The following is a 21,741-nucleotide window of genomic DNA, read 5'->3' as shown; positions in this document are numbered from 1 at the left end:
AGCGACCATGACGAAGCCCCTCGCCGGCCGCATCGCCCTCGTCACCGGCTGTTCGCGCGGCATCGGCCGGGCAGCGGCCCTGGCCCTGGCCGAGGCCGGCGCTCACATCGTCGCCGTCGCCCGAACGCAAGGGGCACTGGAAGAACTCGACGACGCGATCCGGCACGCGGGTTCGAGCGCGACCCTCGTACCCCTCGACCTCACCGATTTCGACGCCATCGACCGGCTGGGCCTGAGCATCCACGAACGCTGGCAGAAGCTCGACGTGGTCGTGGGCAATGCCGGCATCCTCGGCAACCTCACGCCCCTCGGGCACGTGACGCCCAAGACCTGGACGCAGGTGATGGACATCAACGTCACCGCCAACTGGCGCCTGCTCCGCTCCGTAGACCCGCTGCTTCGGATGTCGGATGCGGGCCGCGCCATCTTCGTCACCTCCGGTGCCGCGCAGAAATGCAAGGCTTATTGGGGGCCGTACTCGGTGTCGAAGGCGGCCCTCGACGCCCTCGTGCGCACCTACGCGGCGGAGACCGAGACCACGCCAATCCGCGCCATGCTCCTCAACCCCGGCCCCCTTCGCACCTCCATGCGCAAGGCGGCGATGCCGGGCGAGGACGAGACGCTTCTGAAGACCCCGGACGATCTCGCCCCTCATTTCGTGCGCCTCGCGAGCCCGGACTGGGATCAATCGGGCACGATCTACGATTTCCCCAGCGACCGCGTGCTGACGCCGCAGATGGCGGCGTAGACCCGTTGTCTAAGCGCCGCTCCGTGACCTCGTCCTGAGGTGCCGCGAAGCGGCCTCGAAGGAGGGCTCCAGATCGCTCTGCGAGTTCTGGAGCCCTCCTTCGAGGCCTGTCCTTCGCTCCGGCACCTCAAGATGAGGGAGTGGGGTGGAACGAGAAAATCGAATCTCCGAAAGCCTCGATCATGATCGACGTTCGCTGCATCTGCGCCATCGGCCTGCGCGGCCAGTTGGGCCTCAACGGGCACCTGCCCTGGGAGGGCAATACGGATCCGCTCTTCGTCGAGGACGTGACGCGGTTCTTCGCGCTGACCATGGGCCACGTGCTCATCGCAGGGCCAAAGACCGTGGCCTCGGTGCCGGACTTCGCCTTCAAGGACCGGACCATCGACGTGATCCGCAGCCACGAGGACCCGGAAGAGGTGCTCAAGCGCTATCCGGGCCGGCGCATCTTCGTCGGCGGCGGTATCACGGTCTGGAACGTCTACGCCAAGTACATCCAGAACTGGGACATCACCCGCCTGCCCTATGACGGCGAAGCCGATCGCTGGTTCGATCCGGCCTGGCTGGTGGGCGGGGCGTTGCGGACCTGACGGCAACGACGACGCTCCCTGCGAGTTGATGCTGATCCACCGCAGGAAACCTCCATGACCGCGCACAGCTATCGTTTCGGCATCGAGGAGGAATACTTCCTGGCCGATGCCGAGACGCGAGGGACGCCGCGGCGGTCGGTGAAGCCGTTCCATACCGATGCGAGCGAGCGCCTGCCTGAAATAGGGCGCGAGATGCTCCAGTGTCAGGTGGAGGTCTGCACCCCGCCCTCCACGGAGTTCAGCGAGGCGCGCGAGATCCTGGGACGTCAGCGCGACGCCCTCGGCCGTCTGGCGAAAGACCACGAGCTCCTGCTCTTTGCCGCCGGCACCCATCCGGTGGCCGACTGGGCGCGGCAATTGCCGACGAAGGGCGAGCGCTATCGCGGCATCCTACGGGATGTAGGCCTAGCGGGACGGCGCAGCCTGATTTGCGGCATGCATGTGCATGTGGAGGTGCCCGACCCACAGGTGCGGGTGGACCTGATGAACCGGCTGCTGCCGTTCCAGCCCCTGCTGTTCGCGCTCTCGGCCTCGTCCCCCTTCTGGCAGGGCAAGCCCACGGGCCTCACCGCCTACCGGCTCAGCGCCTTCGGCGAGCTGCCGCGCACCGGCCTGCCGCAGCTCTTTGCCGACCCCGACGCCTACGAGCGCTACGTCCGTATCATGACCCGAGCCGGCTCGATCCAGGATGCGAGCTTTCTGTGGTGGTCGCTGCGTCCATCGATCAAGTTTCCGACCCTCGAATTGCGGGTGGCGGATTCCTGCACGCGACTTGAGGATGCGCTCGCCGTGGCGGCGCTCTTCCGCTGCCTCGTGCGCTGCGTCGTCCGAAGTCCGGACCTCAACGCCGATCTCGACGGCGTCTCCCGGGCCCTGGCGGAGGAAAACCTCTGGCGCGCCCAGCGCAGCGGCACCGAGGCCGAGATCATCGACGAGGCCAGCGAGGACGCCCTCCCCTTCGCCGACGCCCTCGACGCGATGCTTGCCCTCATCGATGCCGATGCCGACGCGCTCGGCTGCGGCGCGGAGGTGGAGCGCGCGAGAACCATCGTTCGCGAGGGCACCAGCGCCGACCGGCAGATCGCGGTATTCGAATCCGCCCGTAAGGCGGGCCGCACCAACCGGCAGGGGTTGGACGACGTGGTGGATTGGCTGAGCCGGGCGACGTGCGGGTCGTAAGGTTCAGCCCTTGTTCTCCTTGTCGAACGGGTTCTTCGACGTCCGAAGCGAAAGCCGGATCGGCACACCGGGGAGGTCAAAGGCTTCGCGCAAGTTGTTGACGAGGTAGCGGGTGTAGGATTTCGGCAGCCCGTCGAGCTGGTTGCCGAACAGGGCAAAGTGCGGCGGGCGGCTTTTCACCTGGGTGGCGTAGCGGATCTTGATACGGCGGCTCGCTACCGCAGGGGGTGGGTTGCGCTGCGTCGCCTCGTTGAGCCAGTCGTTGATCTTCGAGGTGGAGATACGCTTGTTCCAGACCTCGAAGGTCTCGGTGACGGCCTTCATCAGCGTGTCGATGCCGTCGCCGGCAAGGCCCGAGAGCGGTACAACGGACACGCCGCGCACCTGCGGCAGCAGGCGGGTGCAATCTTCGCGGAGCTTCTTCAACAGGCCCGGCTGGTCGGCCACGAGGTCCCACTTGTTGAGGCCGATGACCAGGGCGCGGCCCTCGCTCTCGATGAGATCGACGATGGTCAGGTCCTGCTTCTCGAACGGGATCGTGGCGTCGAGGAGTACCACCACCACCTCGGCGAAGCGCACGGCGCGCAGGCCGTCCGACACCGCGAGCTTCTCGAGCTTGTCGTCGATGCGCGCCTTGCGGCGCATGCCGGCGGTGTCGTGAAGCTTGATCCGGCGGCCGCGCCATTCCCAGTCGAGGGAGATCGAATCGCGGGTGATGCCCGCCTCGGGGCCGACGAGCAGGCGCTCCTCGCCGAGCATCCGGTTGATCAGGGTCGACTTGCCGGCATTGGGGCGGCCGACGATGGCGACCTTGAGCGAGCGGTTCGCAGGGTCGTCGTCGTATTCCTCGTCCTCATCGTCGAGCTTGGGAAGGGCCTCGATGAGGGCGTCGTGCAATTCGCCGATGCCCTCGCCGTGTTCGGCCGAGAATGGGATCGGGTCGCCGAGCCCGAGCGAAAACGCCTCGTAGGCGCCGGACAGACCGGTGCCGCCCTCCGCCTTGTTGGCGATGAGCACCACCGGGCAGCCGGCGCGGCGCACGAGTTCGGCGAAGGGCTGGTCGGCGGGAAGGATGCCGGCGCGGGCGTCGATGACGAACAGCACCACGTCGGCCTCAAGAATCGCGGTCTCGGTCTGCGCGCGCATGCGCCCGAGCAGCGAATCCGCGTCGGCCTGTTCGAGGCCCGCGGTGTCGATGACGCGAAACACCAATCCGCCGAAGTTGCAGTCTCCCTCACGCCGGTCGCGGGTCACGCCGGGGCGATCGTCCACGAGGGCGAGCTTCTTGCCCACCAGCCGGTTGAAGAGGGTCGACTTGCCGACATTCGGCCGTCCGACGATAGCGACGGTCGGCATGTCCATGGTGGTCTCGATTCAGTCGTCGTACAGAAAAAATTCGTCGTGCAGGCGGCGTGCCGGAACCGGCTCAGCGCGTCACGGGCGGGGGTGCGGCCGGCTCAGGAGCAGGCGCCGCGGTCACGGTGACCGGGCCGCCGGCCACGAGGGCGGCATAGACCTCGATGCGCTGGCGGAGGTTGGCCGGGGTCTGAGGATCGGAGATGATCTGGTCGAACCAGCGCCCGGCGGCATCGTACTCGCCGCGCTTCAGCGCCACGAGGCCGAGCATCTCGCGGGCGGTGTAGCGGAACGCACCGGCCGGGGCGGCGAGCCCCTGGAGGCTGGCGAGGGCCGGATCGGGGTTCGGCTGATCGAGGCGGATCAGCGCCGCGCGCAGGCGGGCGAGGTCGCGCAGGCCGTCGCCGAGCTTGGTGTCAGCGGCGAGCGCATCGTATTCGGCAGCGCCGGCGGACGCGTCGCGCTTGGCGGTCTCGGTGGCGGAGCGGAAACGCGCCAGCATCCGGTAGCCGCCCGGAGCGTCGCCTTCCAGCGCCTCGAACGCCTTGTCGGCCTCGGCGCCCTTGCCGTCCTTGGCGAGACGGTTGGCGGCTTCGAACTTCTCGGACGCCGCTTCCGCGCGGACCCGCTGGTCGTGCTGCCAATAGCGATAGCCGCCGACGCCGGCCACGACGAGAATCGCCACGGCGACGATGAGACCGCTGTAGCGCTTCCAGATCTGTGCGACCTGATCGCGGCGATAGTCTTCGTTGACCTCGCGGATGAACTCGTTGTTCTCGGCCATGTCGTCTCACGCCGACCGCGATACGATCGGCGGCCTTGAGGAAAACCAAGCCCGGCGCCTAGCACAGCCAGGCCGGCTTGGCGACTGGCCATGCGGCCGGCCTTGGCGACTGGCCATGCGGCCGGCCTGGCGACTGGCCATGCGGCCGGCCTGGCGACTGGCCATGCGGCCGGCCTGGCGACTGGCCATGCGGCCGGCCTGGCGACTGGCCATGCGCCGATGGCTTCAGGCCGGGACGGGCCAGGCCGAGACGCCGATCACCCATTGATGCAGGTATTTGGCGAAGACGAACCAGACGACGAAGCCGACGGCCACCGCGATGGCGTCGTTGCGCCAGCCGGCCGGCGCCGCGACGGCACCATGCTGGGCGGCCACCGCGCCGGCCGAGCGGGCGCGGCGCTTGGCGCTGATCCGGGCAATGACCGCCCAGGCGAGGAAGCTTCCGAACAGCAGGATCGAGCCGAGGTCGCCATTGGCGAGGAGGTGGGCCGTCGCCCAGATCTTTACCGCCAGCAGCATCGGGTGCTTGGCCCGCGCCCGGATATGGCCGGGCAGGTAGGCGGAGGCCAGGGCGATGAAGGCGAAGAGCGTCAGGAGCAGCGCGAGGTGGCGCGTGAAGACCGGCGGGTTCCAGACTTGGATGTAACCGGTCGCGCGGTACTGGCCGAAGCCGTAGGCGATGAGCACGATGCCGAGGACCGAGAGAAGCATGTAGCCGAGCTTGAACCGGCTCTCCCCGATTTCATCGATGACACCCGCGCGCTTCGTCCTCAACATGGAGAAGGCATGCGTGCCGAGGAACAGCACGAGGCCGAGGATGAGGATGAGCATGGGACGCCTTCGAATCGCGCCTGTGGATCATGTGATCCGCGCCAGGCCGGGTGAAGCAGACTGTAATGGTTCAAAACCCAAACTCGGGCCGATGTCCAGGCTCACCCGATGACGCGGCTCCTCGCCCTCCTCCTCCTCGTCCTGGTCCCGCACGATGCCGCGGCGCGGTCCGAACCGCCACTCTCGGCGCTGACCCTCGTCGGGCCGCCGACGACGATCTTCAAGGCCGGCCGCGATGCCTGCGACGGGGCGGACGTGCCGGACGCCTCCGCGCGTGCTTTCCGCGACGCGTCCGGCAGCGTCGCCCTGTTCGGGATGCACTATCGCAACCGGGCCTTGCGCGGGCCGGCCCTCGACCAGCTGAAGCTCGACTGCGCCGTGGTGCTCGAGTCCGGCGAGAAGGCCGATCCGGCGGCTTATGACGACCGTTCCTGGATCACCGCCACATGGACGGAGGACGGCAAGGCGGTCTCGGCCCTCCTCCACCACGAGTATCAGGCCAACGAACACGAGGGCCGCTGTCGCTCGAAGGTCTATATCGAGTGCTGGTACAACACGATCGTCGCCGCCTCCTCCGGCGATGGCGGGCGCAGCTTCTCCCGCGCCAAGCCCCCCGTGGTGGTGGCCGGGGTGCCGTTCCGCCAGGAGGTCGGCCAGGGCCGGCACCGGGGATTCTTCAACCCGTCCAACGTTTTCTCGGACGGGCGCTGGCGCTACGTTCTCATCGCCACCACTGGATGGTCCACGGGGGGCAGCGACCAAGCCGCCGGGGCCTGCCTGTTCCGCACCGACACGCCGTCCGATCCGACGCGCTGGCGCGCCTGGACCGGGCTCGGCTTCACCGCCGTCTTCCCGGACCCCTACGCCAGGCCGACCCTGCTCTCCAAGCCTTGCAAGCCGCTGGAGCCGTTCGGCCTGCCGGTCGGCGCCGTCATACGCCATCGCGCCACGGGGGCCTGGATCGCCGTGTTCATGGCCGGGGCCGGCGGCACCATCCCACAGTCGGGATTCTACTGGACGACATCGCGGGATCTCCTGACCTGGGACCGGCCGCGCCTGCTGCTCGCCGGCTCCACGCTCTATGACGATCCCTGCACGGCCAAGGGCGATCTCATCGCCTATCCGTCGATCCTCGATCCGCAGGCGACCGGCCGCAATTTCGACGATGCGGGCGATACGGCCCTCCTCACCTACGTGACGCTCCGCCGGGAGGGCTGCACCGTGACCTCGGACCGCGACCTCGTCCGCAGGCCGTTGACGCTCAAGGTCTGGCCGTGAAACGGGACGCGCCTACCTCCGTGCGAAACGAAAAAACCATTTACACCTGTATGGAGGCCCCTCGCGTGACTGAGCATTGCGTCGCCTGGACGGATCGGACCGAGACCACTGCGCCGAACGGCGTCGCCAAGCGCCATCTCGACGGCGAGGGTGCGAGCCTCGCTCGCATCACCGTCCCGGCCGGGACCAAGGCTCCGCGCCACAGCCATGCACACGAGCAGTTCGTTCAGGTGCTGGCAGGCTCGGGCACCCTGGAGACGGAACAGGGCACGAAGGCGTTCGGGCCAGGCAGCGTCTTCCACTTCCCGCCCGACGTCTGGCACGCGGCCGAGTTCGTCAGCGAGACGGTTCTCGTGGAGGTGAACCTCGCCCCGCCCTCTCATTCACGCTTCGCCTGAGCATGCTTGGTCTGAGCACGCTTGGTCTGAGCAGGCTTGGCCTGAGGGCCTCTCCTGCATCAGTGCGATGAGGGCGCGCAGGGTGGAGGGCACGTGACGACGCCCGGAATAGTAGAGATGGAATCCCGGAAAGGCCGGGCACCATTCCGCCATCAGCCGCTTCACCCTGCCCTGCGCCAGGGCGTCTGCCGCATGGCCCTCGAACACGAAGGCGAGACCGATGCCCCGGACCGCCGCCTCGACCATCAGTTCCTGGTCGCCGAAGGTCAGCGGTCCCTCTACCTCGGTGTCGCAGGCCACCCCGTCCCGTTCGAACTCCCATTTGAACAGGCGGCCATCGGGGAAGCGCTGGCGGATGCAGGCATGGCCGGCGAGATCCTGCGGGTGGCCCGGTATCCCGCGCCGGTCGAGATAGGCGGGCGAACCGATGACGGCGAAACGCTGGGGTCCGCCGATGGGTAGGGCGATCATGTCCCTTGCCACGCGGTCCCCCATCCGGATCCCCGCATCGAACCCGTCCGCCACCACGTCGGTCAGCGCATTGTCGCCGATGATCTCGACGGCGAGATGCGGATGGCGCGCGAGGAGCTGCGTCACCAGCGGCATGAGAATGAGCCGGCAGGCCGCGTGAGGGGCATTGATCCTGAGGCTTCCGGTGACCTCGACGCTCAGCAGACGCGCCGCGTCCACCGCGCTGCCGATCTCGACGAGGGCCGGACCCAGCCGCGCCAGGAGAATCGCGCCCGCTTCCGTCACGGCAACGCTGCGCGTGGTGCGATGGAGCAGCCGCACGCCCATCCGCGCTTCGAGCCCACGCAGGGCGTGGCTCAAGGCAGAGGGCGAGACGCCGAGCTCCGTGGCGGCTTTACGAAAGCTGCGATGGCTCGCCACGGACGCGAAAACAGCGAGATCCGACAGGTCAGCGCGCTGCATTGGTGAAACTCGCTCAGCAGCTCATGCGGGATTGTCCGGCTTATCCGATGAACCCGGCCCTGTCAGGTTTCGCTTCGATCTCGAACAGGAAGCGTCCCATGCAGAAGCGTCCCCTCGGCAGCACCGGCCTCACCCTCTCCGCCCCCGGTCTCGGCTGCATGGGCATGTCCGAATTCTACGGCCCGACGGAGGAGGCCGTGTCCCTGGAGACGCTGAACGCTGCGCTCGATTTCGGCTACGACTTCCTCGACACCGCCGACACCTACGGGCTCGGCCATAACGAGGAGCTGCTCGGCCGCTTTCTCCAGCGTCGCCGCGACCGGGTGGTGCTCGCCACCAAGTTCGGCATCGTGCGCGATGCGGCCGGGTCGCGCCGGATCGACAACAGCCCCGCCTACATCGCGGCGGCCTGCGACGCCTCGCTGAAGCGCCTGCGCGTCGAGACGATCGACCTGTATTACTGCCACCGCCGCAATCCCGAGACGCCGCTGGAGGAGACCATCGGCGCCATGGCGAAGCTCGTCGAGACGGGCAAGGTCGGGGCCCTCGGCCTCTCGGAAGTGTCCCCTGCGACCTTGCGGGCCGCCCATGCCATCCATCCCATTGCCGCTGTCCAGAGCGAGTATTCCCTGTGGAGCCGCACGCCGGAGGATGGAATGCTGGAGACCTGCGCCGAACTCGGCGTGACCTTCGTGGCCTATTCGCCCCTGGGGCGCGGCTTCCTCACGGGCGCCATCGATCCGAACGCCCTGAGCGCGGGTGATTTCCGCAAGGGCAATCCGCGTTTTCAGGGGGAGGCCCTGGCGCAGAACCGGTGCCTCGCCGAAGCGCTCGGCCATTTCGCCGCCGCACGCGGGGTCACCGCGGCACAGGTCGCGCTGGCTTGGCTGGTGACCAAGGCACCCAACGTGGTGCCGATCCCCGGCACCCGCCGTGCGACACGGCTCGCGGAGAATGCCGCAGCCATGGACTTGGCTTTGTCGACGGCGGAGATCGCGGAGCTCGACGCCCTCTTTTCACCGATAGCGGTGGCGGGCGACCGCTATGCCGCCGGAGGGAGGGCGGGCATCGAGGTGATGTGACGGTCCTCGGATCCAGGCAGCGGACCGCCTCAGGGCCCCCATGGTGTCCGCGAAGCCCCGTCCCGCACTACGGTGACGAAGCGCCATAATCGGTCCGCTCGGACACGATGCGACCGAGGACGAGATGAACGACGGCCCCCATCGCCCCGCCGAGCAGGACCTCGCTCGTCCGCTGGACCGCCGTATGGACGATACTGTGATCGGTGGAGGCCGTGAGGAGGATGAGGGCAGCAGTCCACATCGCCACACGCAATGCCGGCCATTGCCGGGCGATCGTGGCGGTGACCGCCACCGCCGTGGCCATGGCCGGCAGGGGACGATCCGGCTGGAACACGAGCAGGCGGGCGCAGACCACGGCCAAGACCGCGCCGATGAGCGTACCCGCCGCTCGCCAGAGGAAGGTGTTTCGTGTCTCGCGGATGCCGTCCTGGGACACGACCAATCCCGACACCACCGCCCAGACTGGATGGCCAAGATCGAGCGCCGCGGCGCCGAGATAGGCCAGGATCGCCGTGACCGTGCAACGGAGGACGAACAGGGCGGACTGGACCGAAGCAGGTCTGGGTCGGAGCGGGCTCATCGCAGTCGCGGTACCCCGGACCACGTCACCGGCATCCTCTCCGATCCTGCCTGGGGATACGTTGCCAGCGGCTCATGAACACAGCTTCGCATCGCGTCCCGCGCCTCATACCTCCAGAGCAGAGCGGCTACACCCACCCTATAACCAGCGATGACGTTAAGTCTTTGAAAATTTACTGAAAAATACTCTCGCTCTTACGGCGCCGAGCACGCCACCGTGAAAAAACGACGCTCACGAGTGAAACGACGAAGACCTTTGCATAGCCCCGCTGACCGTCGCCAAAATCCGTCGAGGAATTCTGGAGAAGCCAGCCAGCAATCGCCGCGATCAGCTTGAGGCTTGGTTCGCCGGGCCAGAGGGCCCTCAGGCGCTGTTCATCGGTCGCGTGCCGCCCTTCGACGGAAAGCCGGTCTGATTTGGGCTCGGCTCTTGGCGGCCGGCAAAACAAAGGGACGACCGCGCAGCGCGCTCGACACCATCATCGCCGCCGTGGCCGAGGCTCACGGCTGCACTGTCGTCACCGACAATGAAAAGGATTTCCTCGACATTAATGTCATCGACTCGCCGCGCGGAGCAGCGATTTGACCAAAATTCGTTCTGTCGACATACTTTTTATTGATGAGTTACTTGAGGTGGGCGGTGGGTCGCACCATCAATAGCCATCAAGAGTATCGGGAAGCGCTACGGCGGCGTTCAGATAAACCCGAGCAGATTGAAAACTCGCATGGCCAGCTACTCGCACGCTTTAACCGGCTTCAGGGGCGAAGCAGGCATGCATCGCCCGCCATACCTGACGGTCCCGCCAATATGGCGCCCAGAATTCAAGCCACTGCCGTGCTTGAATCACTCCCACTCGATCGTGCCAGGCGGCTTCGAGGTGATGTCGTAGGTCACCCGGTTGATGCCCTTCACCTCGTTGATGATGCGGGTGGCGACGCGGCCGAGGAAGGCCATGTCGAAGGGGTAGAAATCCGCCGTCATGCCGTCGACCGACGTCACGGCGCGAAGCGCGCAGACATGGTCGTAGGTGCGACCGTCGCCCATCACGCCCACGGTCTTCACGGGCAGGATCACCGCGAAGGCCTGCCAGATCGTATCGTAGAGCCCGGCCTTGCGGATCTCGTCGAGATAGATCGCGTCGGCCTTGCGCAGTGCTTCGAGCTTCTCGGCGGTGATGGTGCCGGGGCAACGGATGGCGAGGCCGGGACCGGGGAAGGGATGGCGGCCGACGAAGGCTTCCGGCAGGCCGAGTTCCTTGCCGAGCACCCGAACCTCGTCCTTGAACAATTCGCGCAGGGGCTCCACGAGCTGCATGTTCATTCGCTCGGGCAGGCCGCCGACATTGTGGTGGCTCTTGATCGTCACCGAGGGGCCGCCGGTGAAGGACACGCTCTCGATCACATCCGGGTAGAGGGTGCCCTGGGCGAGGAAGGCAGCGCCCCCGATCTTCTTGGCTTCCTCGTCGAACACATCGATGAACAGGCGGCCGATGGTCTTGCGCTTGATCTCCGGGTCGCTGACGCCCTCCAGCTCACCGAGGAACAGTTCCTGCGCCTGAACGTGGACCAGGGGGATGTTGTAATGGTCGCGGAACAGCCGCACGACTTCCTCGGCCTCGCCCATGCGCAGCAGTCCGTGATCGACGAAGACGCAGGTCAGCTGTTCGCCGATGGCCTCGTGGATCAGCACCGCCGCCACCGAGGAATCGACGCCGCCCGACAGGCCGCAGATCACCCGCTCCTTGCCCACCTGGGCGCGGATCTTGGCGATGGCCTCCTCGCGATAGGCACCCATGGTCCAGTCGCCGGTGCAGCCGGCGATGTCGCGCACGAAGTTGCGGATCAGCAGGGCGCCGTGCGGGGTGTGCGCTACCTCCGGGTGGAACTGGACCGCGTAGTAGTTGCGCGACTCGTCGGCCACCGCCGCGAAGGGCGCGTTCTTCGACAGGGCGACGGTGGTGAAGCCGTCGGGGAGCTTGGTCACCCGGTCGCCGTGGCTCATCCAGACCGGATAATGCTCGCCCACATGCCAGACGCCCTTGAACAGGGGACAGTCCGAAATGATCTCGATCTCGGCGCGGCCGAACTCGGCATGATGCCCGCCCTCGACCTCACCGCCCAGTTGGGCGGCCATGGTCTGCTGGCCGTAGCAGATGCCGAAGACAGGCACGCCCGAATCGAACACGACCTGGGGCGTGCGGGGCGAGGCGTCGCTTGTCACCGATTCGGGGCCGCCGGACAGAATCACGCCCTTGGGCTTCGACTCGGCGAAGGCCTCCGACGCCTTGGTGAAGGGGACGATCTCGCAATAGACCCCCTCCTCGCGCACCCGCCGCGCGATGAGCTGGGTCACCTGGGAGCCGAAATCGACGATGAGGATCTTGTCGTGGTCGGTATTCATGGATCGGAGTTAGACGAGGCCCCGCCGCCGTGCAACGCGCAGGTTCCGCAGGTCGCGCGCCGCCCACATGCATCGGGCGCGCCCATCGCCGATCCGACTCTGGTCGCTCATGCGCGGAGGAAGCCCCGCCTGCGCATCCAGGTGAGAAACAGGCCGGACCATGCCGCCGCCGGGGAGCCGGGCACGCCGAGGCCGAAACCATGGCCGCCGCGTTCGAACAGATGCAATTCGGTGGGCACCAGGGCGCCGCGCAGGGCGGAATACATTAGAAGACTGTTGTCCACCACGGCGATGGGATCGTCGGCGGCCTGGGCGAGGAAGGTCGGCGGCGCCTTCTCGCGCACATGCGTCTCCACCGAGTAGGCCGAGGCCTTCACCGGATCGGGCGGGTCGCCCGCGAGGATGCGCCGGGTGGAGGTCCGGTCAAAGGGCGGAAGCAGGGTGATGACGGGGTAGATCAGCCCAGCGAGTTCGGGCCGCGCCGAGAGCGCGTCGCTGGCATCGAGCCCGGCATAGGTCTCCGTAGAGGCGCGCATGGCCGCCTCCCCCATCAGGTGCCCGCCGGCAGAGAAGCCGAGCACGCCGACCCGCTCGGGGTCGATGCCGTAGGACACGGCGCCCGCCCGGACGAGGCGGAGCGCCCGCTGCACGTCCTGAAGCGGCGCGTCGGCACCGGCCGCCCAGCCCTCGCCGGGCAGGCGGTAGATCAGCACGAAGGCGGTGATGCCCACCGCAGCGAGCCAGCGCGCCACCGGGATGCCCTCGTTGCCGATATCGATGCGCCGATAGCCCCCTCCCGCCGCGACGACCAGGGCCGCCCCGTTTGGCCGGGGCGCGCGCATGACGAGGAGGCAGGGCCGCGCCACGTTGCTGATCACCCCGTCGCGGCTCTCGTCGAAACGCCCATCCGCCGCGATCGGACCGCCGCCGCCGGGGGGCAGGCCGGGCCACAGGTCGATCACGTCGAGGTTCGTGCCCGGGGCCGGAACCGTCTCGGCGCGGGCCTGCGCACCGCCGGACAGCATCGCCGCGGCTGCGGCGACCAATGTCCGGCGGTCGAGGCGCATCAGCCGCGTCGTTCCAGGGTGGCGACGTAGAACCCGTCCGTCCCCGTGAGCGCCGGACTCATCTGCAGGCCGTGCTCGGTGAACCGCACCACCTCCGCGAGGCCCGGCGCATGGTCGGCGGCGACCCTCTCGGCCGGCACAACCGTCAGAGCGCCATTCGCCCGCGCGAGAATGCCGTCGATGGCGGCGTCGTTCTCCTCCCGCAGCAGGGAGCAGGTGATGTAGGTGATCCGCCCGCCCCGCCGCACCAGGCGCGAGGCCCGGTCGAGCACCTCGGCCTGGTCCGTGACGCGGGCGCTGAGGGAGCCGGGGCGCAGCCGCCACTTGGCGTCGGGATTGCGCCGCCACGTCCCCGAGCCGGTGCAAGGCGCGTCGACCACCACCCGGTCCACGGTGCCGTCGAGGTCGCCGAGCACGTCGGTCCGCGCGCGACCGCCGCGCGGGGTCCGGATCTCCGCCTCGGCACCGGAGCGGCGCAGACGGTCGTGGATCGGCGCGAGCCGGCGCGGATCGTCGTCGGTGGCGATGAGCCGTCCGCTATTTTGCATCATCGCCGCGAGGGCGAGGGTCTTGCCGCCCCCCCCGGCGCAGAGATCGACCACGGTCTCGCCGGCACGCGCGCCGCTCAGGGCGCCGGCGATCTGGGAGCCCTCGTCCTGAATCTCGTACCAGCCGTCGAGGAATTCCGGCTCCACATGCAAGGCGGGGCCGCGCCCGTCTTCGCCAAGGGGAATGCGCAATCCGTTCGGCGCATGGGGCGTCGGCTGGGCCGCCAGATGCGCGAGCCCGGCCAGGGCGGCCTCGCGGTCACGCTTCAGGGTGTTGATGCGGATGTCGAGGGGTGCGCGGCGGGCCAGAGCGCGCAGCTCATCGAGGAGGGTATCGCCGAACAGGTGGCCGAGCGAAGGCACGATCCAGTCCGGCACGTCGCCGGCCACATGGGCCGGCGCGTCGGCCAGCGAGCCCTCCGAGATGGCCTTGCGCTCGGCATCGGTCAGGGGATCGGGCGCGAAACGCTCGCCGGAGAACAGCTCGGCGATGGTGGGCGCCGCACGTCCGTACTGCAGCCGCAGCATCCCGATGAGGATGGCGCGCGGGGTCTCCTCCCCCATCACCCAGGCGGAAGAGGCGCGCCGGCGCAGGGCGTCGTAGACGAGGCTCGCGATGGCAGCACGGTCGCCGGAACCGGCGAAGCGGTGGGCGAGGCCCCAATCCTTGAGGGCGTCCGCGGCCGGTCGGCGCCGGCCGGCGATGTCGGCGAGCACTTCGATGGCGGCGGAGAGACGAGCGGGAGGGGTCAGGACGAAATCCTCAGGGTTAGGGAAGCATGACCGGCCATGGCCGTTGCCGCGGTACGGTCACGCTTTGAGCCGGGGACCGACACAATACAGCCGAGCTTCCGGCGCGATCGGCCGTCAGACAGGCAGGGCGCCAGACGCGTCTCGTGCCCTTGCTGCGCCCGAGCCCGCTGCGTCAACGTCCGGAGCCTCGCAATCGTCATGTCCCCCATTCTTCATCTCACTCTCGCGGGCTTCGTCCTGCTCTGCGTCGCCGCCTGCTCCACCGCGCCCGCCGTCGACCTGACGCCGCCGCCCCAGCGCCCCTACGATGCCAAGACGCAGCTCGAATATGGCAACCCGCCGCCGCCGCCCCCGGCTCCGCGCTACTGAGCGACCGTCCGTCCGGGGCCGCCGCTCAGGCAGCCTCGCGGGCGCGGCGGTTCTCGTAGGCCTTGAGATGGGTGTAGACCCGGTCGAGCATCGGGTGCGCCCCATCGCGGCTGCGGGCGATGAGATCGCCGATGATGTGATCGGCCTCGATCCGCGCCTTGTTCTCGATGTCGCGCAGCATCGAGGCGGTGAAGGCCGAGCCTTCCGCGGTGAGGCTGGTGCGCGTGTTCTGCATCACCTTCTCTCGCGGCGCATAGCCGGCGTCTTCCGCGATCCGGCGACACTCCTCCATCAGTGCCTCGATGAAGGCGAGGCCGCCCGGTGCGGCGACGATATCGCCGATGGTGGCGCGCATCAGGCAGGTCGCCCCGGCGAGCGTGGCCAGGAACGACCATTTCTCCCACATCTCCAGCACCATCGTCTGGCTGAGGCGCGCCTGGAACGTGACGCCCTGCATCAGCGCCTCGATCCGCTCCACTCGTTCGGAGCGCCCCCCTGCCCGCTCGCCGTAGGTGAAGGTGTGCAAGGGGCTCATCATGCGGATCTCGCCGTCGCCCCCCACCGTCGCCGCGATGGCGCAGGAGCCGCCGAGAACCCGCTCCGGACCGAAGGCGGCGTCGAGGGCGTCGAGATGGCGCAGGCCGTTGAGCACGGGGAGCACCAGCGTCGCCGGGCCCACGGCCGGGGACACGTCGGCGATGGCAGCGTCGAGGTCGTAGGCCTTGCAGCTGAGGAGAACGAGATCGAAGCTTCCGCCCTTGCCCGCCGCGAGATCGGCGGCGGTGAGCGTTGCGGGCTCCGCGATATGGATGTCGCCGGCCGGGCTCTTCACGGTGAGGCCCGAGGCGGCGAGCTTCTCCGCCCGCGCCGGCCGCACGAGGAAGGTGACGTCCCGCCCGGCCTCCACGAGACGCGCCCCGAAATATCCACCGGTGGCACCGGCGCCGACGACGAGCACGCGCATGGGACGATCCTCAATCTCGATGAGCGTCCCTCCTTATCGGATGAGGGAAGCGGTTTTCCAGGCGTGCGTTTATAGTCCGATGGGTGCGAGAAAGATGCGCACCGCGAAGACGATCCACATCGCCAGCAGCACCAGCGCCCCGAGCGCATAGGCCCGAAAGCGGGAGGGGACGTGGTTCGAGGTGACGTAGACGCCCGCATGAACGGCGCGGGACGCCACGAAAATCCAGGCGAGGACGACGAAGAGCAGATCGGCCTTCTTCGTATAGAGCGCCAGCGGCACCAGGGCGAAGAACAGCATCGGCAACTCGAACTGGTTCGAGAACGCGTTGGCCGATCGCTGCGCGCGAGGCGGCCAGTTCCGCTCGCCCATGGAGACGTCGCCGGCCGTCACCGAACCCGCCTTGATCTCGGCGAAACGCACCCGTCCGAGCCAGAACATCAGCACGAAGATCAGCAGCACCTGCGCGAAGACGGGGGCGAGGATGGCCTGGACGGTCATGGCGAATTCCGATGCGGCGGCGTCACCGCCCGAGGGCGACGAGGCCGAGATGCGCGACGAGAATCGTGCAGCCGAGGAAGTTGATGACGAAGACCTTGCCCCTGAGGGGCACGTCGTCGGTGAGCGTCTGGACGGCCGTATGGATCACCCGGCCGGCGAAGAAGAGCCAGGCGGCAGCGATATCGACCCAGGTCACCCGGTCGAGGGCAACCAGCAGGGCGACGCAGGCGAAGACGATGACGGGAAGTTCGAACTGATTCGAGAGGTTGCGGGTGATGCGCGCGATCGGCGGCGGCTCGTCGCGGCCGAACTCGAAACAGCCGAACTCCACCTCGCCGCGACGCACCGCCAGGAGGCGTGCCGCGGAGAGCCAGACATAGAGGCTGAAGGTCAGCCCGATCTGCGCCAGGACGGGCCAGAGCACGAGGTGACGCGGGTCGGACATCGGACCGGGCTCAGGCGCGGCTGGGGTAGTTCGGGCTTTCGCGGGTGATGGTCACGTCGTGGACGTGGCTCTCGCGCAGGCCGGCATTGGTGATGCGGACGAACTGCGCCTTGTCCTGGAACTCGGGAATGGTGGGCGCGCCGACATAGCCCATGGCGGCACGCAGGCCGCCGGCAAGCTGATGCAGTACCGCCGCCACCGGCCCCTTGTAGGGCACCTGTCCCTCGATCCCCTCGGGCACGAGCTTGTGGGTGTCGCTGACCTCGGCCTGGAAGTAGCGGTCGGCCGAGCCGCGGGCCATGGCGCCCACCGAGCCCATGCCGCGATAGCTCTTGTAGGAGCGGCCCTGGTGCAGGAACACCTCGCCGGGCGCCTCGTCGGTTCCCGCCAGCAGCGAGCCCAGCATCGCCACGGACGCCCCGGCCGCGATCGCCTTGGCGAGATCGCCCGAGAACTTGATGCCGCCATCGGCGATCACCGGCACATCGGCCCGATCGGCCGCCTCCACCGCCTCCATCAGGGCAGTGAGCTGAGGCACGCCGACGCCGGCCACGATACGGGTGGTGCAGATCGAGCCCGGACCGATGCCGACCTTGATCGCGTCCGCACCGGCATCGATCAGCGCCTGGGCCCCGTCGCGGGTGGCCACGTTGCCGGCCACCACCTGAACGGCGTTGGAGAGCTGCTTCACCCGGCGCACGGCATCGAGCACCTTGATGGAATGGCCGTGGGCGGTATCGACCACGATCACGTCGCAGCCCGCATCGATGAGGCGCTCGGCCCGCTCGAACCCGCTATCGCCCGTGGTGGTGGCGGCGGCGACCCGGAGGCGGCCCTGCTCGTCCTTCACCGCGCCGGGATAGGCCACCTGCTTCTCGATGTCCTTGACCGTGATCAGGCCGATGCAGCGGTAATGGTCGTCGACGACGAGGAGCTTCTCGATGCGGAACTGGTGGAGCAGGCGCTTGGCCTCCTCCTGGTTCACGCCCTCGCGCACGGTGATGAGCCGGTCGCGGGTCATCAGCTCGGCGACGGTCTCGGAGGGGTTGGTGGCGAAGCGCACGTCGCGGTTGGTGAGGATGCCGACGAGCTTGCCGCGCGAGCCGTTGGGGCCGCGCTCCACCACGGGAATACCCGAGATGCGGTTCAGCTTCATCAGCGAGAAGGCGTCGGCCAGGGTCTCGTCGGGATGGATGGTGATCGGGTTGAGCACCATGCCCGACTCGTATTTCTTGACGAGGCGGACCTGCTCGGCCTGCTCGTGCGGCTCGAGATTGCGGTGGATGACGCCCATGCCGCCGTTCTGGGCCATGGCGATCGCCATCGGCGCCTCGGTGACGGTGTCCATGGCCGAGGCCAGGATCGGCATGTTGAGGTGGATCGTGCGGGTCAGTCGCGATGCGACGCTGACCTCGGTCGGCATCACCGAAGATGCGGCGGGGCGGAGAAGCACGTCGTCGAAGGTCAGGCCCTCGATGATGGAATCCGCGGTGATACGAGCCATGTGCCAACTCCCGAAACGGTGAGAAGCGCCGGGCTGTAACAGCCGTCGGCGCCGAATGCGTTGGCACGGCGCAGTATCATGGGGCCGGACCCTGCGCAAAGGCAGGATCGCGGCATCGCAACGGGAAAACTCAGTTGATCGGGTCGCGGGGGCCCTTGTCGGTCCATTCCGGCGGCAGGCCGATATAGTCACCGACCATGCCGTCGATGCCCGGAGCCCGGCCGAACTGCTCGCAATCCGGGTCGAGCGGGGCCTCGCCGAGGGTGGTGACGCGGATGCGGTTCCAGCTCGGGATCGCCAGGGGCTCCTTGAACGGGTCGCGCCCGGTCACGAGCAACGTGCCGAAATCCTGGCCGAACTCGCCGGCGAGATCGTAGGCGTCCCCGGCCGCCGAGAAGCGCGCCTGGTTGGTGAAGGCGTTGGCGCCGCCGCCCCAGATCATCGCCGCGCGTTGCTGGTGACGACTATCGAGGGCTTCCGACTCGATGGTGATGCTGCCCAGACCGATCGGGATGCGCGGGATCGGCACGCGGCCGACAGCGGTGGCGAAACCGACGCCGACCTGGGACGCGATGGTGATTCCCGCCGAGGTGGCGATGGTTGCGCCGGCCGCCGGGACGTTGGTGAGTTCGACGCGGGTGACGGCGGAGCGGATCGTCAGGTCGGCCTTCTTGGTGGAGACCACGTCGTAGCGCAGCGACAACTCGTAGCAGAGCGCCCGGTCGGCCGCGTTGGCGATCAGCCGGCGCTCGACGCTGTTGAGACCGGGGCCGGAGATCGATTCCGGAAACACTGCTGGAATGATGCGGACCGTTCGCGTCGCCGCGAGGGTCGGCTGATCCGCGTAGAGCTTCGCTCCGGTCGCCACTTCGGTGCTTCCGTTGAGGCGGTCGTAGCGAGTGAGCGACCCGGTCTCGTTGAGGATGACGGTGCCGCAGCCGGCGACCATGAGGAGCAGGCCCAGAGCCCCACCGATGAGGGGCGAGCGTCGACAGGTTTCGAACCGCGAGGGCATTCAATAACTTTCACGCAAAATGGCGGCGGTGGCTCGCTCAGCCGATGTGATGCGAGACAGCCGAATTGTTGCTGAGCTTAAGGCGGTATCGGCGCCCCCGAAAGCCGGCCCCGCCGGCCGGAGGACTTGAAGCCCGCACCTGTGTCTCGCGGGTCACGGTCGTCACCCACGTGCGACACCGCACGCGTCATCCACAGACACCATCATTTGTGTGCGTCTTCGCCTAAGAATCGGATCGAGGCCCCATTCGAGACCGTGACGGAACCGGTCGGCTTCGGCCGCGCTACTACACGATCCCCATGCGCCCATCACAGATCGTTCCCCTCGTCGTCGCCACCGCCCTGTTCATGGAGAACACGGATTCCACGGTGATCGCCACCGCCCTGCCGGCCATCGCCCGCAGCCTCGGCGAGGATCCGATCGCCCTGAAACTGGCGCTGACCTCCTACCTGGTGAGCCTCGCGATCTTCATCCCGATCAGCGGCTGGATGGCGGACCGTTACGGCGCGCGCACGATTTTCCGCGCCGCCCTAGTCGTGTTCATGGCGGGGTCGCTGGCCTGCGCCGCTTCCGATTCGCTCGGCGCCTTCGTCGCCGCGCGCGCATTCCAGGGCATGGGCGGGGCCATGATGGTGCCGGTGGGCCGTCTCGTCATCCTGCGGGCGGTGCCGAAGAGCGAACTCGTGAGCGCTCTCGCCTACCTGACGATCCCGGCCCTGATCGGACCGATCATGGGGCCGCCGCTGGGCGGTTTGATCACGACCTATCTCGACTGGCGCTGGATCTTCTTCATCAACATCCCGATCGGCCTCGCCGGGATCGCGCTCTCGACGATCTACTTCGAGAACATCCGCGAGCCGTCCCGGCCGCCCCTCGACATCACCGGATTCCTGCTCTCGGGGGCCGGCCTCGCGACGCTGATGCTCGGCCTCGCTTCCCTGGGGCGTCATCTGCTGCCGGATTACGTCTCGTGGGGGTGCCTCGGCGGAGGGGCGATCCTGCTCGCGCTCTATCTCGCGCATTCGCGCCGGGTGCCGCATCCGGTGATCCGCCTCGACTTGTTGAGATACCCGACCTTCCGCGCGGCGGTGACCGGCGGCAGCCTGTTTCGCATCGGCACCGGGGCGATCCCGTTCCTGCTGCCGCTGATGCTGCAGATCGGCTTCGGTCTCGACCCGTTGCAATCGGGATTGCTCACCTTCGCCGCGGCGGCGGGCGCGCTTCTCATCAAGCTCATCGGCCCGCGCATCCTGCGGGCCTACGGGTTCCGCCGGGTAATGCTGTTCAACGCCGTCGTCGCCTCGTGCTTCCTCGCCGTGAACGGCATGTTCACGGTGCAGACACCGCATTGGCTCATCGTAGCGGTCCTGCTGGTCGGCGGCTGCGTCCGCTCGCTGCAATTCACCTGCGTCAACGCCATCGCCTATGCCGATCTCGATGCGCGGGAGATGAGTTCGGCGACAAGCTTGGCGAGCGTGGCCCAGCAATTGTCCCTCAGCCTCGGCGTCTCCATCGGAGCCTTGGCCCTCGAGACAACCGCCGCGCAGCATGGCCGCACAGCGATCGAGGCCGGCGATTTCTGGCCCGCCTTCCTCACCGTCGCGATGATCTCGTTCGCCTCCCTCTTCGCCTTCCTGAGGTTGAAGCCGGATGCGGGCGCGGAGGTCTCGGGTCAACGCCTCGCGTCGAAGGGCGTGTAAGCGGCGGGGCTCATGCCGCGCGGCTCGACGGACGCGCTGGGCTGCGCTTCGGTCCCTTTGCCGATTTTGCATTGGCGTTGGCCGATTGCGGCCGGGCGGGGGCGGGCGCTTCCCGGTTCGAGCGGCGCCAGCCCTGCCAGCTCCAGGCACCCGGACCGGCGAGGGCATAGATGAGGAAGCCGCCGGCCAGGCCGAGATCGGCCAGGAACAGGGTGCGTTCCGTCATGGCCGCCGCTCCGGAATAGGCCCAGAACCCGTGCAGCAGCACCGCCATCGCCACCGCGAACCCCGCCAGGGCGAAGCCGGTGATGCGGGGCAGGACACCGAGGATCACCGCCAGCGGCCCGAAGACCTGAACCACCACGGCCGCCGTGGCGACGGCATTGGGAGACGGCATCCCGGCCCCGGCCAGCGCCAGCGCGAAGCCCGAGACGTTGAGCGCACGCGCGATGCCGGTAGGCAGCAGCGCCGCCGCCAGCAACAGGCGCGACGCGAGGAGGATTCCGTCCTGGCTCCGACCGAACACGCGCGAACTCCGTCCCTGACCCATCGAGATCGGGAGAATGCGCGAGGTCGGCTGAAGACGGCGTTAAGGGGTGTCACCCTGGCTCATTCGGCTGGGGAGCGACGCTCCGTTTTTGTCAGCGAGGGTTCTCGAATCAGAACGGCGGGCCAACCGAGGCCGATCGCGAGCAGCGGCGTGAAGACGAAGGCGA

Annotated in this window: 22 protein-coding genes and 1 pseudogene; 9 read left to right on the top strand and 14 right to left on the bottom strand. The window is 68.1% G+C overall.

Annotated elements, in window-relative coordinates:
• Positions 1–7: 7 nt before the first annotated feature.
• The 3 genes from K368_RS0109220 to K368_RS0109210 all read left to right on the top strand — a co-directional run bounded on the left by K368_RS0109220 (position 8) and on the right by K368_RS0109210 (position 2,517).
• On the top strand, positions 8–748 hold the full coding sequence (locus K368_RS0109220; protein WP_027172141.1) for an SDR family NAD(P)-dependent oxidoreductase: 741 nt from the start codon (positions 8–10) through the stop codon (positions 746–748).
• 182 nt (positions 749–930) lie between these two features.
• Complete coding sequence (locus tag K368_RS0109215; protein ID WP_027172140.1) at positions 931–1,338, top strand: dihydrofolate reductase; 408 nt, start codon at positions 931–933, stop codon at positions 1,336–1,338.
• Between the two features lie 54 nt (positions 1,339–1,392).
• A complete protein-coding gene (locus tag K368_RS0109210) occupies positions 1,393–2,517 on the top strand; it encodes a carboxylate-amine ligase (protein ID WP_027172139.1) in 1,125 nt (374 codons plus the stop codon).
• Positions 2,518–2,520: 3 nt separating this feature from the next.
• Here the strand turns inward: K368_RS0109210 and der are convergent, their stop codons facing one another.
• From der to K368_RS0109195, 3 genes are all read right to left on the bottom strand, one after another.
• Positions 2,521–3,879: a ribosome biogenesis GTPase Der gene (gene der, locus K368_RS0109205; RefSeq protein WP_027172138.1), complete on the bottom strand. Its 1,359-nt coding sequence runs from the start codon at positions 3,877–3,879 to the stop codon at positions 2,521–2,523.
• Between the two features lie 64 nt (positions 3,880–3,943).
• Positions 3,944–4,657, bottom strand: a complete 714-nt coding sequence (locus tag K368_RS0109200; protein WP_027172137.1) for a tetratricopeptide repeat protein — start codon at positions 4,655–4,657, stop codon at positions 3,944–3,946.
• 225 nt (positions 4,658–4,882) lie between these two features.
• Positions 4,883–5,488, bottom strand: coding sequence for an NnrU family protein (locus tag K368_RS0109195; protein ID WP_027172136.1), 606 nt, complete (start codon positions 5,486–5,488; stop codon positions 4,883–4,885).
• Positions 5,489–5,596: 108 nt separating this feature from the next.
• On the opposite strand from K368_RS0109195, the gene K368_RS0109190 reads away from it, so the two are divergent.
• Together K368_RS0109190 and K368_RS0109185 are read left to right on the top strand one after the other, a co-directional pair.
• Positions 5,597–6,766, top strand: a complete 1,170-nt coding sequence (locus K368_RS0109190) for a hypothetical protein (RefSeq protein ID WP_027172135.1) — start codon at positions 5,597–5,599, stop codon at positions 6,764–6,766.
• 65 nt (positions 6,767–6,831) lie between these two features.
• Entirely contained in the window at positions 6,832–7,164 is a 333-nt protein-coding gene (locus K368_RS0109185; protein ID WP_027172134.1) for a cupin domain-containing protein, read from the top strand.
• Here K368_RS0109185 and K368_RS24305 read toward each other — a convergent pair.
• Positions 7,150–8,097 carry a LysR family transcriptional regulator gene (locus K368_RS24305; protein ID WP_051439825.1) on the bottom strand — a complete coding sequence of 316 codons (948 nt, stop codon included), beginning with the start codon at positions 8,095–8,097 and terminating at the stop codon, positions 7,150–7,152. The genes K368_RS0109185 and K368_RS24305 overlap by 15 nt on opposite strands.
• A gap of 98 nt (positions 8,098–8,195) precedes the next feature.
• Here K368_RS24305 and K368_RS0109175 point away from each other — a divergent pair, with 98 nt between their 5' ends.
• The gene (locus K368_RS0109175) at positions 8,196–9,179 is read left to right on the top strand and encodes an aldo/keto reductase (RefSeq protein WP_027172133.1); all 984 of its coding nucleotides are present in this window, start codon (positions 8,196–8,198) and stop codon (positions 9,177–9,179) included.
• A gap of 67 nt (positions 9,180–9,246) precedes the next feature.
• Here K368_RS0109175 and K368_RS0109170 read toward each other — a convergent pair whose 3' ends face one another.
• A complete protein-coding gene (locus K368_RS0109170; RefSeq protein WP_155935067.1) occupies positions 9,247–9,783 on the bottom strand; it encodes an FUSC family protein in 537 nt (178 codons plus the stop codon).
• 235 nt (positions 9,784–10,018) lie between these two features.
• Between K368_RS0109170 and K368_RS24300 the strand changes: the two are divergent.
• Positions 10,019–10,344, top strand: a pseudogene (locus tag K368_RS24300) (PIN domain-containing protein).
• Positions 10,345–10,602: 258 nt separating this feature from the next.
• Here the strand turns inward: K368_RS24300 and guaA are convergent.
• The 3 genes from guaA to K368_RS0109150 form a co-directional block, all read right to left on the bottom strand.
• On the bottom strand, positions 10,603–12,159 hold the full coding sequence (guaA, locus tag K368_RS0109160; RefSeq protein WP_027172131.1) for a glutamine-hydrolyzing GMP synthase: 1,557 nt from the start codon (positions 12,157–12,159) through the stop codon (positions 10,603–10,605).
• 107 nt (positions 12,160–12,266) lie between these two features.
• Positions 12,267–13,226 carry an alpha/beta hydrolase gene (locus tag K368_RS0109155; protein ID WP_027172130.1) on the bottom strand — a complete coding sequence of 320 codons (960 nt, stop codon included), beginning with the start codon at positions 13,224–13,226 and terminating at the stop codon, positions 12,267–12,269.
• A complete protein-coding gene (locus K368_RS0109150; protein ID WP_027172129.1) occupies positions 13,226–14,527 on the bottom strand; it encodes an RsmB/NOP family class I SAM-dependent RNA methyltransferase in 1,302 nt (433 codons plus the stop codon). Before K368_RS0109150 ends, K368_RS0109155 begins: the two co-directional genes overlap by 1 nt.
• Before the next feature lie 198 nt (positions 14,528–14,725).
• On the opposite strand from K368_RS0109150, the gene K368_RS27045 reads away from it, so the two are divergent.
• On the top strand, positions 14,726–14,896 hold the full coding sequence (locus K368_RS27045) for a hypothetical protein (RefSeq protein ID WP_197031000.1): 171 nt from the start codon (positions 14,726–14,728) through the stop codon (positions 14,894–14,896).
• 25 nt (positions 14,897–14,921) lie between these two features.
• Here the strand turns inward: K368_RS27045 and panE are convergent, their stop codons facing one another.
• The 5 genes from panE to K368_RS0109120 all read right to left on the bottom strand — a co-directional run bounded on the left by panE (position 14,922) and on the right by K368_RS0109120 (position 19,325).
• Positions 14,922–15,860 (bottom strand): 2-dehydropantoate 2-reductase, encoded by a 939-nt coding sequence (gene panE, locus K368_RS0109140; protein WP_027172128.1) that lies wholly within the window; start codon positions 15,858–15,860, stop codon positions 14,922–14,924.
• A 69-nt stretch (positions 15,861–15,929) separates the two neighbouring features.
• Positions 15,930–16,361 carry an MAPEG family protein gene (locus K368_RS0109135; protein WP_027172127.1) on the bottom strand — a complete coding sequence of 144 codons (432 nt, stop codon included), beginning with the start codon at positions 16,359–16,361 and terminating at the stop codon, positions 15,930–15,932.
• Between the two features lie 22 nt (positions 16,362–16,383).
• Entirely contained in the window at positions 16,384–16,806 is a 423-nt protein-coding gene (locus K368_RS0109130; RefSeq protein ID WP_027172126.1) for an MAPEG family protein, read from the bottom strand.
• A gap of 10 nt (positions 16,807–16,816) precedes the next feature.
• Positions 16,817–18,310, bottom strand: coding sequence for an IMP dehydrogenase (guaB, locus tag K368_RS0109125; RefSeq protein ID WP_027172125.1), 1,494 nt, complete (start codon positions 18,308–18,310; stop codon positions 16,817–16,819).
• A gap of 130 nt (positions 18,311–18,440) precedes the next feature.
• Positions 18,441–19,325, bottom strand: a complete 885-nt coding sequence (locus K368_RS0109120) for a DUF3313 domain-containing protein (RefSeq protein WP_027172124.1) — start codon at positions 19,323–19,325, stop codon at positions 18,441–18,443.
• Between the two features lie 299 nt (positions 19,326–19,624).
• On the opposite strand from K368_RS0109120, the gene K368_RS0109115 reads away from it, so the two are divergent.
• Positions 19,625–21,025, top strand: a complete 1,401-nt coding sequence (locus tag K368_RS0109115) for an MFS transporter (protein WP_027172123.1) — start codon at positions 19,625–19,627, stop codon at positions 21,023–21,025.
• 10 nt (positions 21,026–21,035) lie between these two features.
• Here the strand turns inward: K368_RS0109115 and K368_RS0109110 are convergent, their stop codons facing one another.
• Positions 21,036–21,551, bottom strand: coding sequence for a DoxX family protein (locus K368_RS0109110; protein WP_027172122.1), 516 nt, complete (start codon positions 21,549–21,551; stop codon positions 21,036–21,038).
• Positions 21,552–21,741 lie beyond the last annotated feature (190 nt).

The organism is Methylobacterium sp. 10, from assembly GCF_000519085.1.
Taxonomy (GTDB): Bacteria; Pseudomonadota; Alphaproteobacteria; order Rhizobiales; family Beijerinckiaceae; genus Methylobacterium.
The sequence above is the reverse complement of the archived record's forward strand: the minus strand, read 5'-3'. Positions and strand labels throughout refer to the sequence as shown.

Excerpts from the sequence above, each read along its gene's own strand:
- K368_RS0109155 (WP_027172130.1), bottom strand. The coding sequence starts at position 13,226 with ATGCGCCTCGACCGCCGGACATTGGTCGCCGCAGCCGCGGCGATGCTG.
- K368_RS0109195 (WP_027172136.1), bottom strand. The coding sequence starts at position 5,488 with ATGCTCATCCTCATCCTCGGCCTCGTGCTGTTCCTCGGCACGCATGCC.
- K368_RS0109190 (WP_027172135.1), top strand. The coding sequence starts at position 5,597 with ATGACGCGGCTCCTCGCCCTCCTCCTCCTCGTCCTGGTCCCGCACGAT.
- K368_RS0109120 (WP_027172124.1), bottom strand. The coding sequence starts at position 19,325 with ATGCCCTCGCGGTTCGAAACCTGTCGACGCTCGCCCCTCATCGGTGGG.
- K368_RS0109210 (WP_027172139.1), top strand. The coding sequence starts at position 1,393 with ATGACCGCGCACAGCTATCGTTTCGGCATCGAGGAGGAATACTTCCTG.
- K368_RS0109175 (WP_027172133.1), top strand. The coding sequence starts at position 8,196 with ATGCAGAAGCGTCCCCTCGGCAGCACCGGCCTCACCCTCTCCGCCCCC.
- guaB (WP_027172125.1), bottom strand. The coding sequence starts at position 18,310 with ATGGCTCGTATCACCGCGGATTCCATCATCGAGGGCCTGACCTTCGAC.
- K368_RS0109130 (WP_027172126.1), bottom strand. The coding sequence starts at position 16,806 with ATGTCCGACCCGCGTCACCTCGTGCTCTGGCCCGTCCTGGCGCAGATC.
- K368_RS0109200 (WP_027172137.1), bottom strand. The coding sequence starts at position 4,657 with ATGGCCGAGAACAACGAGTTCATCCGCGAGGTCAACGAAGACTATCGC.
- K368_RS0109135 (WP_027172127.1), bottom strand. The coding sequence starts at position 16,361 with ATGACCGTCCAGGCCATCCTCGCCCCCGTCTTCGCGCAGGTGCTGCTG.
- panE (WP_027172128.1), bottom strand. The coding sequence starts at position 15,860 with ATGCGCGTGCTCGTCGTCGGCGCCGGTGCCACCGGTGGATATTTCGGG.
- K368_RS0109220 (WP_027172141.1), top strand. The coding sequence starts at position 8 with ATGACGAAGCCCCTCGCCGGCCGCATCGCCCTCGTCACCGGCTGTTCG.
- K368_RS27045 (WP_197031000.1), top strand. The coding sequence starts at position 14,726 with ATGTCCCCCATTCTTCATCTCACTCTCGCGGGCTTCGTCCTGCTCTGC.
- K368_RS0109115 (WP_027172123.1), top strand. The coding sequence starts at position 19,625 with ATGCGCCCATCACAGATCGTTCCCCTCGTCGTCGCCACCGCCCTGTTC.
- der (WP_027172138.1), bottom strand. The coding sequence starts at position 3,879 with ATGGACATGCCGACCGTCGCTATCGTCGGACGGCCGAATGTCGGCAAG.
- K368_RS0109215 (WP_027172140.1), top strand. The coding sequence starts at position 931 with ATGATCGACGTTCGCTGCATCTGCGCCATCGGCCTGCGCGGCCAGTTG.
- K368_RS24305 (WP_051439825.1), bottom strand. The coding sequence starts at position 8,097 with ATGCAGCGCGCTGACCTGTCGGATCTCGCTGTTTTCGCGTCCGTGGCG.
- guaA (WP_027172131.1), bottom strand. The coding sequence starts at position 12,159 with ATGAATACCGACCACGACAAGATCCTCATCGTCGATTTCGGCTCCCAG.